This window comes from Neobacillus niacini (genome assembly GCF_000759675.1).
Classification (GTDB): Bacteria; Bacillota; Bacilli; order Bacillales; family Cytobacillaceae; genus Neobacillus; species Neobacillus niacini_A.
On record NZ_BAWM01000109.1, the window covers coordinates 1 to 11,835 of the forward strand.

7 protein-coding genes and 3 pseudogenes are annotated in these 11,835 nt (G+C 35.8%); 2 read left to right on the top strand and 8 right to left on the bottom strand.

The annotated features are described in order from the left end of the window. The 8 genes and pseudogenes from TR08_RS24120 to TR08_RS24150 all read right to left on the bottom strand — a co-directional run. Positions 1 to 255, bottom strand: a pseudogene (locus tag TR08_RS24120) (RNA-guided endonuclease InsQ/TnpB family protein); the annotation flags it as partial. 251 nt (positions 256 to 506) lie between these two features. After that, positions 507 to 1,968, bottom strand: a pseudogene (locus tag TR08_RS24125) (IS1182 family transposase). A gap of 399 nt (positions 1,969 to 2,367) precedes the next feature. Continuing rightward, positions 2,368 to 3,603 (bottom strand): alkaline phosphatase, encoded by a 1,236-nt coding sequence (locus TR08_RS24130; RefSeq protein ID WP_193747842.1) that lies wholly within the window; start codon positions 3,601 to 3,603, stop codon positions 2,368 to 2,370. Positions 3,604 to 4,927: 1,324 nt separating this feature from the next. Next, positions 4,928 to 5,120 (bottom strand): annotated as a pseudogene (locus tag TR08_RS34090) (twin-arginine translocase subunit TatC); the annotation flags it as partial. A 61-nt stretch (positions 5,121 to 5,181) separates the two neighbouring features. Further along, complete coding sequence (locus TR08_RS24135) at positions 5,182 to 5,364, bottom strand: twin-arginine translocase TatA/TatE family subunit (protein WP_045522592.1); 183 nt, start codon at positions 5,362 to 5,364, stop codon at positions 5,182 to 5,184. Between the two features lie 11 nt (positions 5,365 to 5,375). Then, complete coding sequence (locus TR08_RS24140) at positions 5,376 to 7,013, bottom strand: PhoX family protein (RefSeq protein ID WP_045522597.1); 1,638 nt, start codon at positions 7,011 to 7,013, stop codon at positions 5,376 to 5,378. Between the two features lie 53 nt (positions 7,014 to 7,066). After that, positions 7,067 to 8,446 carry a metallophosphoesterase gene (locus tag TR08_RS24145; protein ID WP_045522599.1) on the bottom strand — a complete coding sequence of 460 codons (1,380 nt, stop codon included), beginning with the start codon at positions 8,444 to 8,446 and terminating at the stop codon, positions 7,067 to 7,069. Positions 8,447 to 9,092: 646 nt separating this feature from the next. After that, positions 9,093 to 9,857, bottom strand: coding sequence for a DeoR/GlpR family DNA-binding transcription regulator (locus TR08_RS24150; RefSeq protein WP_045522601.1), 765 nt, complete (start codon positions 9,855 to 9,857; stop codon positions 9,093 to 9,095). A gap of 503 nt (positions 9,858 to 10,360) precedes the next feature. On the opposite strand from TR08_RS24150, the gene TR08_RS24155 reads away from it, so the two are divergent. Both TR08_RS24155 and TR08_RS24160 read left to right on the top strand, forming a co-directional pair. Continuing rightward, positions 10,361 to 11,086, top strand: coding sequence for an HAD family hydrolase (locus tag TR08_RS24155; protein ID WP_052427617.1), 726 nt, complete (start codon positions 10,361 to 10,363; stop codon positions 11,084 to 11,086). Positions 11,087 to 11,267: 181 nt separating this feature from the next. Then, a complete protein-coding gene (locus TR08_RS24160) occupies positions 11,268 to 11,459 on the top strand; it encodes a hypothetical protein (RefSeq protein ID WP_052427618.1) in 192 nt (63 codons plus the stop codon). Positions 11,460 to 11,835 lie beyond the last annotated feature (376 nt).

Consider the following 11,835-nt stretch of genomic DNA (forward strand, 5'->3'; position numbering starts at 1 on the left):
TACTTTCTTAGGTTTTACCTTCGCTTTTTCATGACTTTTCTGGCGAATCTCATTCATTTTAGGTAAATGTGTTTCAATATCCATGAGAACGTTAAGTTGATTTTCGTTTCTCGTTTCTTTTTTGAGCGCCGTGTAAACCTGCCTTATATAGTAATTGGTAATGTTGTACAAATTTTTCGCTTTAAAACATAGAGAATCACAGTAATCAAACAATTCATGGTCCGGATGTATTTGTATTTTATAGGCACTATACATTTCGTTCACCTCCCTCAAAAAGAACAAATGTTCTATTTATACTTTCATTATACCAAATAGGTTTATAGAAAGTATAGTAAGTGCCCTGACATTTTCCAAATAAAAAACAAAAAAACAAGCTTATATCCCCATATCTAAAGGAGGGCACTGAAAAACTTGCGTTTTTAAAAATGTAAGCATGGTGAGATAAAAAAAACGGCAATTTCTCGTTCAATTTAGAACAAGAAATTGCCGTTTTTTATCACTTTTCTTTATTCTTTTTCTTTCAGAAGCGTGAGAATTCTCTTGAGATTGACGGCGAATATTGTCGTGGCACCCTGGATTTCCATGCCGAATAGACCCGCAGAAGATGCTGTATCATACCCGTGTCCATGTTTTAATTCACTATTCTTGGCTTCAATTTTATAGCGTGAACGAGCCTGTTCCTTAAACTCGTCACTATTTTGAAACGTTTCTTGTTCCTTATGTTCGGTCGATTTAATTGTCACCGAATATGTTTTACTCTTCGCCCCTTCTGTATAACAGCCTTCACGGAAAGTGCATACTTTGCATTTTTCGGTGTCAAAGTAATAGGTTTGACGTTGATTTTTCCCTACATTTTTCTTATTTGTACGCGCTTTTCGAATTGCCATATGCCCAGCTTTACATACGTACATGCCTGCATCTTTATTAAATTCGAACTCATCTTCCTTTGCACGACCACCCTGTGTGATTAGTGGATTTAATTTTGAAATAAGCTGAAATTCTTCCTTTTTGGCATATTGAATATTTTCTTTTTCTGAATACGCTGTATCGCCAATCACCGATGTAACTTCGATGCCTGTTGCTCTACTTTTTTCGACTAATTCTTTAAGGTATTTTCCATCACTTTTCTCCCCAGTTGTTATCACTGCCGCTGTAATTATTCGTTCATCACTCATTGCAATATGTGTCTTATACCCAAAAAAAGAAGAGTCCGCAGTTTTATGACCAACACGTGCGTCTGGATCACTTGAATAGTTCAGTTGTTCTTCATAATCCTCTACTACTTCTTTTAGGACGTTCAACTTTTCTTTTACAGCTGGAATTGCAGCGATTTGTGATTGTCTCTCCCACTACTTCAATAACTTGACGGCAGTAGTCTATTTCATCTTTTACTTCGTTAGAAGTTGGTTTGGATGGGAATTTTTCTTTCATTGATTCATCAATTTGGTAAACAGCTTTTCTTACGTTCTTCGACTTCTCTTGTAAAAATTCTTTAGGTGTTTTTTGGTTATAACGTGCTTTTGTATGCGTGGCATCGACAATAATAGTTTTACTTTGAATGATTTCTTTTACTAATGCAATTTCAACCGTCTTTCCAATAAGCATGTCTAATAAACCCACATCCTGAAGACGGAGCTTACGGAATTTCGTTAATGAACTTGAATTGATGACTGGATCCTCAGGTGCCATATCTAAGAAATATTTAAAAGACATATCATATTTTGAGCGTTCAACCAAATCTACATCTGATAAATCATAGATTGATTTTAATAGTAAATATTTGAACATACGGATGGGAGATACTGCATTTCGGCCATTATCAAGACAATATTTTGTTTTTAGTTCTTCTAAAATGAAATTGAAGTCCACTAATTCATTAATTTGACGAAGCATATTATCTTTCGGCACGACGATATTATAAATCGCCATAAACGGGCTAAGTTTGAGCGTTTCTTGATTTGAAATCATTTCGATACCACCTACATACATTGATATCTTCAGTATAAAGCAAAAAGGGAGTCAATCGCTCGATTAAAATCGAGCAATTGACTCCCTTTTTATTGAAGCGGACTTTTTCAGTGCCCTCATCTAAAGCTAGGGGTTTTACGCTGTTTTTTGATAAACTTTTACCAAAGGTTAGATTACTACAATTGTAGACTAGTTATGACATGAATAGTTTTTATACAATCGTTTGATTAGTTTTGCGCGGAATCCAGCTACAACTAGGAATTTCTTATATTATTCAGCGTGAGGATTGTCGAGAAATGGAGTAGAGCTAAAGAGGTAATTCCTTCTCTAATATAAGTAAAAACCAGGCACAACCAATCCTTCAGGTGTGCCTGGTACATTAAATTTAAAAACTGTTTCTTAATCAATCATCTCAAACAGAATCCTGGCTATATCACTATTTTCCATTCTTCCACTAAACTTATGTCTATTTATACCATATGCATAGATGGGGACATCCTCACCGGTATGACCTTTTGTAGTCCAGCCGGTGCTGGAATAGTGATTGATGATGTCAATGAGAGCCTGTCTTGTATCTTCTACTTCCATTTCTAATGTGGATTGGATGGCTTTTAAGTCTTCCATATGAAGAGATAGGTGCATGTGACGTGTTATCCTTGATAATTCTTTTGTTTTATGCAACTCTGCTGCAATAACGGCTGGTGTTGATTTGATGGATCTTATTACACTTGGATTCCATTTGTGATTACCATTTCGATCGATACTCATCCCGCCAGTAGAGTGGTCAGCTGTTGCAACAACGATGGTATCCTCCCGATTTAGTGCAAATTGTATGGCCACATTAAAAGCTGCTTCAAAGTCTTTAAGCTCACTCATGGCTCCAACAATATCATTGTCATGCCCCGCCCAATCAATTTGGCTTCCCTCTACTAAAAGAAAAAAGCCATTTTGATTTTGCTGCAAGCGTTTAAGTGCAGCATCGGTCATTTGTGACAGAGAAGGTACCGTTGTTGAATAGCGATCGATGTGTTTAGGAAGTTCCATTGGTGCAAATAAGCCTAACAATTTCTCGTTCCGATCTGCTAAAAGTTCGATTGAATTTGTGACATAACCATAACCATTTTTTATAAACTCTTCTACTAAATTTCGGTCATTTCGAGAAAAATATGAGGTTCCTCCCCCTAACATTACATCTATTTTGTGCTTTCCATTAATTCGTTCATCCAGATAATCATCAGCAATTTCATTATATTTCTCTCGGGATTCATGGTGTGTGGCGAACGCCGCAAGAGTAGCATGATTGATCTGACTCGTTCCTACTAGCCCAGTAGATTTGCCACGAAATTTGGCATATTCTAAAATACTCGGAACCGTCTGTTTTTCAATATTCAAGCCAAGTGCACCATTATAGGTTTTATAGCCTGTTGCTAAAGCAGTACCTGCTGCAGCTGAGTCTGTAATGTTACTTTTAGCATCCAATGAATAGGTCGATTGTGTGCCGACAAAGTATTGATCAAATAAAGTAGGGTTCATGAGCCCCAATCGGGAGTCATGATTAAAATAACGAAGACCTGTAGTGTATGAAAAACCCATCCCATCCCCAATTAATAAGATAATATTTTTCACTTTCTTCATTCTGTTGAACTCATGGTTTAACATGTAAGGTAATGTATTTATACTAAAATCACTTAACTGAACGGTGGAATTTAACAAATAAAACAGCACCTTTCAAATTTAGTTAGGCATTTCGTTGTCATCAAACTAACGTCAATCAAGTTATAACACAGAAAAAGAGTACTTTTTCATGGAATACAATTGTTTTACAAAAACTCAAAATATACTTAATAATTCATCTGATTTACACATCCAAACTAGGCAAACAAAATAATCCTAATCTAATAAAAATGGAGTAGGATTATAAACTTCATGATTACTGCCAGTTTGTGTGCAAGCATCAGATTGTTTAAGTACATTACTAAATCTCGTCACGCCCAACAGGATGGTGCCTGTGGTTTCCGGTTTTGTTAACCACAAACCTCGAAAAGATGCTTCTTTACTTTATGTAACTATAGCTACTTACCCGTATTATTCCAGTTTGATTTTTTACACATTTCTCTTGGGACCACTTCCATAAAATTTGAAAAAATAATAGAGGAACATTAGCTCGGCCATCGCATTGCCTACTAGCAATCTATCATCGAGTTTTTTATTTAGAACGGAATCAGCACCTTTTGCTAAATTTCTCTCCATTTAGTCGAGGCTTGTATTTTTGGGCTAGATTTGCAGAAACGTGAGGTAAAAACGAGAATATTTCCTCGACAATAAATGATCTTGAAAACAGGCTAAAGTTCGTTTTTCTAAAGGGTCTGTGGTCGTTTTAATCAAACGTTTGATTAGGCAGAAAGATGTCTAGTTTTGATGTTAGAAAGTGCCGGATTGACCTTCTCCAGTCTAGGATATGGAGGAATTTACAGAAAATTAACAATGAATTCCGGCCTATGAAAAAGTATTTTCTAAATTTCCATGCAGGACTTTGCACCTATATGGTATTCACTTTGGTGGAGTTATGATTTATTATATTTGGTATCCTATAGAATTTATAATTGGACTAGCATCAGGAGAAATAACACCAATTTATAATTTGCTTATTCTAACAGTTATGAGTGTTCTTATTTATATCTTTCAAATATGGTACGAAGGTAAAGGCTTCAATAAGAGTTAGCTTTGAGCCATTAATTGAATTAACAATAAAAAGGATCCTTGGATCGGGAGATCCTTTTTCATCAGTTTATAAGAGTCTTTATGTAAAAAAGGCAGACAAAGAAATATGTTATTCTTATTCCAGTATCGGGCGCAATTCCGGAATAGGATTAGCGTCCTTTTTTGCATGAAATTGCCATTTAATTGAATAAGAAAGGGGGACCCGATAAGCTCGATGACATAATTTGAATTATTTTCAATACACCCAGAGGATTTCACTTGGCCCCAATACAGCCAAATTATGGTTGAGATCACGGATAAGCCATGCGTAAATTTCCTGTACATAAATGAATGATCCAATTAAAAAAAACGATAAAAGCGATCAAAGTATAGATTAACCGTTTCCTGAATTCTCCGAGGTGCTCAACCAAAAGCATTTCTTGATTAGTCATACAACTTCTCCTTTCCTAAAAACAAGAAGATGCAAGCCTGTTGCTTACATCTTCTTCAACATTACTTGGATTGCGTCTTTTCTTCTTTCTCATCTGAAGAAATCAAATCTTTAGTAGAGTTTTTAAACTCTCTTAATGTGTTACCAAAAGCACGTCCAATTTCGGGCAACTTAGATGGCCCAAATATGATGAGGGCAATAACTAAAATCAATATTAATCCAGGTACTCCAATATTTTGCAACATGTTATTTCCTCCTAAAATTTAAATCCTGTAATCGCAACAACTGCTGGACGTGGCGTTTTTTCGCCTATACGGTGTGGCCATGTACTTGTAGGATTGTTCTTATCTTTCGTTTCTTCACCAGGATGTTGAATGGACAAGAATAAGGTCTTTTCATCCGGAGTGAAACTTGGTCCGGTTAATTCTGCTTCTGCAGGGGCAGATGCAAACTGGAAGGCGATTCCTTTATCCGACCCAATGGTAGGAATAACAAACATTCCATTGTTACCGAAGCTTGTCCAAGCATCTTTATTTAAGCTGCTCGATGAAATATCCGTTACAGTCCATAAATTCGCATTGCTGTCAAAAGTTAAGTTGTCTGGTGCACTGAATCCACTTTGACGTCCGCCAGCCGCAAAAATTTCATATTCAAATTCAGTTGCTCCAAGGTCATCATTTTTTTCAATGAAACGAGTAATGTGTCCATGTAAATTTCCGTGTTTGTCGTTATTCGTATGCGCGATAAAGATGGTGTTGTCAAATGGTGAAATTTCTACATCTTCTGGTCGATCGGTTGGTGTTCCGCCGAGAAGGATAGCCGCTTCATGACAGTTTGTTACGACATCGCCTTGCGTTTGGAACTTTTCTAGTAGTTCTGGTTTACCCGCTGCTGCTTTTTGTACTGCCTCAATGGTCATGGCTATCCATTTGCCTTTTTTAAAGTCCGCTACATATAAAGTACCTTCTTCAAGAAGACGGGAGTTTGCTTTTCCTAATGAAGGTACATATTTATTTTTACTAACAAATTTATATACGCAAGCATCTTTTTTATCGTCTCCCATGTATACGACGACACGGCTGTCTTTAGCAATTCCCATTGAAGCATTTTCGTGGTTAAAACGTCCGAGTGCGGTATGTTTGCGAACCTCAAAATTTGGATCGAATGGATCTACCTCGATTACCCAGCCGTAGTGAGTTTGGTCTAGTCCGGCATTCTGGGCAGTGTCTTCGAAATTTTCTTCACAGGATAAAACAGTATTCCATATTGTTTTTCCACCTGAACAGTTGGCGAATGTACCTTGTACACGTGTTGCGCCGCTTACCGCTTTTGTTCCTTTTGCCGGTCCAGTAAGCATAAAAGGTGTTAATCCTGTTACTCTTCGAGCGTGAGTAGAAGAAGTATCCATTTTCCATTTGTTATCTTTCTTATCATAGTAAACCTCAATAATGGAACCGCCTTGATTGTAAAGAAGCTGCTCAATTTGGGCAGGCGTATACTTGCCGTTTACTTTTTCTCCTTCCACGTACAGAGGGTTCGTATATTCGTGGTTAACCCACAATAAGCCTCGTTCACTTGAATTTTCAATAGAAAAGTAGAGGGTAAAGTCATTGTTAAAACCAAATGTATCTCCCTCTCTATTAATTACATCGCCATAAGCGGCTACAACATCATATTTAAATCCTTTAGGAAGGACGAGTTCGTCTTTGGTTGTAGCGTCAATAGGTTGAAATTCAAATCCTTTTTTCTTCGGTTTAACACGTAATAGGTTGTCAGTTTCGGCATGGGCTGTCTCACTTAGAATACCTAAACCAGAAGTGGCAGCAGCAAGGGCAGCAGCACCTGTTCCCATAAATGTTAAAAACGTACGACGATTTAACGGCTTGTTTTCCATCAAAATGTCCTCCTATCGTTCTCCTGAAATTTAAAGCTAAATTAGAGAGTGGCCTATGCTTTCGTTATTCCATCTATTTTCAAAAATGTGTCACTTATATTCCCAAATGAATCAATTGCATATACTTCGATACTATAGCTTGTACCAGGCTGTAATCCCTTAACTGGTAGAACGAATGGATTAGGTACTGGATCTTTGTAGAATTCTGAAAAAGCCCGGAACTCTTTCGCTATTTGTCCTGTTTGTTTGTTCTTTGCCACTACTTTATAAGAATGCACCAGTAAATTATCATTAGCTTGAGTAAACATGATATTCATCTCAGTACTAGTGGCATCAATAACCGAAATGCTTGACCCTTTTGGGAAATGAGGTTTTACTTGTTCTCTCATTTCTGTATATTTGAATGAATTCTTATTACCTCTACAGTCAATTACCCATGGTTCGCCTATCCAATCATTTTGAGTAAAATCACGACGATGAATGAACACTTTGTCTCCATGAACCTCTACTATTAGACCTTGGCTAAACGTGTCGGCTCCTTTAGGTAATTCTCCTTGAAGATACCCAGCTTCAACCCACATATTTTTTAGAGAAGCAGTTGCAAGGGTAGTAAAATCCTTTTGGTGGATTGTTCTTGGTTCATCTAATGGATAATGTGTATGACCAGAAAACGTGATTACTTGCGGATATTCTTTCAAAGTATCGTAAAAAAGGTCTCTATTTGCAGAGAAGCCCCATTCGCTTCCATAAATGGTTCCTTTGATAGGCTGGTGATGGAAGACAAAAATTGGTTTTTTCGGATCATCAGCGCTTGCTATCTTTAATTGTTCACCCAACCATTCAATTTGCTTCACTGAAAAGGTTCCCTCTGTTTTACCATCTTCCGTACCAAGAACAATGAAATGATAACCTTTGACGACCTTATGGTAGTAAATCGACTCCATTCCCGTTTTCTCTATAAATCGTTTTTGAGAATCTATTACTGATAAACCATTCCAATAGTCATGATTTCCGATTGCAATCATAGATACAGCCTGCGGTTGTTTTTTGATATTATAAAGAGACATAAAGCGATCATACTCTTCTACGTAACCATACTCTGTTAAATCACCAACAACAACGAAAGCATCTTGTTTAGGTACTAATTCATTCAATTGATGCAATGCGCTGCCCCACTTTTGCAGATCCGTTGTCCCACTCTTCAAAATATGCACATCACTAATAACTGGAAACACTAAATCGGGGTTATTATGCAAACCAAGATTCGATGTTGCTTCAGCTGCCTCAAGATTTAGTGAGTTTATTAGCGATAATCCAAGGGTAAGCCCGGCAATCTTCGTTGTACCTCCCAAAAAACTACGTCGATCCATTCCTTTTTCAAAGATAGTATTTGACAATTTTTCCGCATCATTTTTTAGTTGCTCGTCTTTCATTGCTCTACTCCTCTTTTCACAATATGTTTTTATTTATTTCAATTAAGACCTGTCTAATGAAAATTCCAAAAATCAATGTAAGTAAAGCTGTTTTTAAGGTACTTAAAGTTGATTTTATCAATAATAAATCCTTTAAATTCTGATAATAAGAATGAATTCATATCATGGATCCCGCCACTCCCCCCTCTTATATTCATTTTTTTCAGTAGATAACTTTACTCCTAAAGTTGGTAAATCAAATTGTGTTTCCCTAATGTTACCTAACTCTAAAAAGAAGGAATAAAATCTTCTGAATTGAATTCTGTATCTTCCAATATGAAAGATCTAGAGGAACTAACACTTGTTTGTCTCCAAGGTATTTACTGTCTAAGCAGGTAACATAAACGGCAAAATTGTTAATGCTTGTATTGATTTGTTTTCGACCTCTTTAGTCATCTACAAAAACACACAATAAAATAACTTTTACCACAAACAACCTATTTTCAACACAATAATACACAATAATTATTAAGATAGCGTTAATTTAAAGTAAATTATTGTGATTTTAATGTTAATTAACACAAATAATCACATTTTCGCATTTTTAACCAAATAAAAAGAGGAAAAGCCAACATTCACTTTTCCTCAACGTAACATGGTATCATTTCTATTTATTTACGATCTCGATTCCTTCTTTTTCGTACTTCTGCAACACTTTTTCCGACAACTTGGAATCGGAAATAATTCGGTCAATCCTATCAAACTGGCAAACCTTCAATAAGGATGCTACATCAAATTTGCTGCTGTCTGCTAAAACAGTACAATTTCGAGAATTCTCCAGCATCTTCATTTTTACTTGGTATTCACCTAATCCGTAATCCGTTAGTCCTTCCGTCAACGAAATGCCGCTGATACTCATAAAAAATGTATCGATATGAAATCCTTTGAAAAACTCCCCCGCGGTCTGACCTAAGATGCACAACTCTTCATTCCGGAGCACTCCCCCCGGCATCAAAATCGTATAATGCGGCATTTCTGCAAGTTCATTCGCAATAACCAAGGAATTGGTTAATATGGTAAGTCGCTGAAATTTCTTTTTTAAAGCTTTGGCAAATTCCGTATTTGTTGTACTTACATCTAGTGCGATGGATTGTCCTTCCGTGACATAGCCTGTGGCAATCTCAGCTATTTCCTTCTTTTCCTCAATATGTTTTGTTTCACGCAATGTGAAGTTGATTTCGTTACTATTCACATCGTCCAATACTGCTCCTCCCCGAACACGTCGCAAATATCCTTCTTTTTCAAGATGTTCTAAATCCCTGCGGATCGTTTCGGTGGAAACGCCAAATAGTTTTGTAACAGAAGACACTTTTATCGATTTATTTTTTCGCAGTAATTCTACTGTTTTTTCATAGCGCTCATGAGCTAACAATATTTTCACCTACTTCTGCAATAAAGTGTTGCTTTTTTATTAATAACACAAATTCACATAATTCCACAACTAAATTCATGTGAATTTGAAATAGATAGTAAAATCTTAGCAAGTATTGTTGTTTTTAATATAAAAACCCCAGAAAAATCGAAGCGAATGGTCTATTGGGGATTGCCTCTAGTCACATCTAACCTCTAACCAATACTTTATGATAATCAAGAATTTCTAAGTAGGATAAGTTGAGCGGGAAAATTATAAACTTGAATGATGTGTATATATGATATTTTGAGTTTTTAACTATGAAATTCGCAATTATTTACAAATTATTTACACGTTATCAATAAAATGCTTGTATATTTATTTGTGTAAGGGGATTTTTGTGTATAAATATTGTATTTTATGTAGTTTGGAGGTGGCTAGTATTAAGTTCGAAAATTAAATAGTAATTTATAGATTTTATAACAGCTCTCATATAATTGTGGAGAAAACAAGGAGAATTGATTTTGGAAATTAAAGGTATTTTGTTTGATAAAGACGGTACTTTATTACAATTTAGAGAGATATGGATTCAAATCACTTATGAAATCATTGATGAGTTATTGGACTCTATGGAGGATAAGGGCAGTACAACTTTAAAAGAGCAATTGTGTGATTCAATAGGATTAAGAAATGGCGAAGTTGATGAAAAAGGATATTTAGCAAGTGGGACGTCAGTAGATATTGCAGAGTCCTTTCAACAAGTATTACCTCATGCTAAGCCGCATTTACATCAATGGCTATCAGAGCGTTTGCTAATAAAAACGAGAGAACATATAGATAATGTAAAACCGGTTTGTGATTTGTCTTTACTTTTTTCTTCCCTAAAACATAAGGGGATCATTGTGGGAATTGCTACGGCGGATGATTATGAAACTACAAAACTTTGTTTACAACACTTAGGTATTGAGGATGCAGTCCAATTTTTAGGAACTGCAGATTTATATAAGAAAAAGCCTTATCCGGAAGTGGTTGAAGAATTCTGTAAAAAGTTTCTTCTAAAAAAAGAAGAAGTTGTCATAGTCGGGGATACGATCATTGATATGCAGTTGGCTAAAAACAGCAGCGTTCGTTTTGGAGTAGGTGTAATGTCGGGTGTTGGATCTTATAGAGAACTGAATCCGCTTGCTGACTTTATCATTTCAAGTGTCGATGATCTTATTGATGAAAATAACAGGTTCATTTGGGAGTAATGTGAGTATTTAAAGCTAAGACAATCTCAACACTGTATATAAATAAATGATCGTTTTAGTCTAATCTGAGTACTGTACTAAAGAGGGGACAATCACCAGCATCATACCAGGCGAACGTTTCGTTCAGTTTAGTTGTTTTATTTCGAATTTGTGAGACAATTTACTAATGAAGAAGATGGGCATGAAACAACTACATTGTGAATTTGTATTTGAACCAACAAACCCATTAATTAAATTGGAAGCGTCAGAATGGTATTTTGATACTGATGGGGAATTAGAAGATTTTTTTAGTGAAATAGAAAATTTTGAGGAGTTCAAATTACCACTAAAATATACGCCTTTACAATTAAATATTTATCGAGAAGTGGTCTAATTTGTTTTACTAAAGACTGCTAATACTGTTAAGTGTTACTCCATTAAAGGGCGCGTTTATTGAGGAACGCGTCCTTTCTTTTATAGTGCCAGATTGTGGATTGACACTTAATGTAGAAATTGGATATTTATGTTTAATTTTATACAGAAGATTGTGAAGAAATGTACTTAAGCTAACGGTGCAGTAAAGCATTCCTGTAGATCGTTAAATATCAGGTTTGAAAAAAATAGAGCTTCTCAGTAAGATACGAGTATAGAGACCAATCTAACTCAAAATCTTAAGGAGGAAGCCATACTATGAATTTTAAAATGCAAGACAAACAAAATCAACTAATAGAAAGAATTTCCGATACACATCTAATTGTAGGTGTAGATAT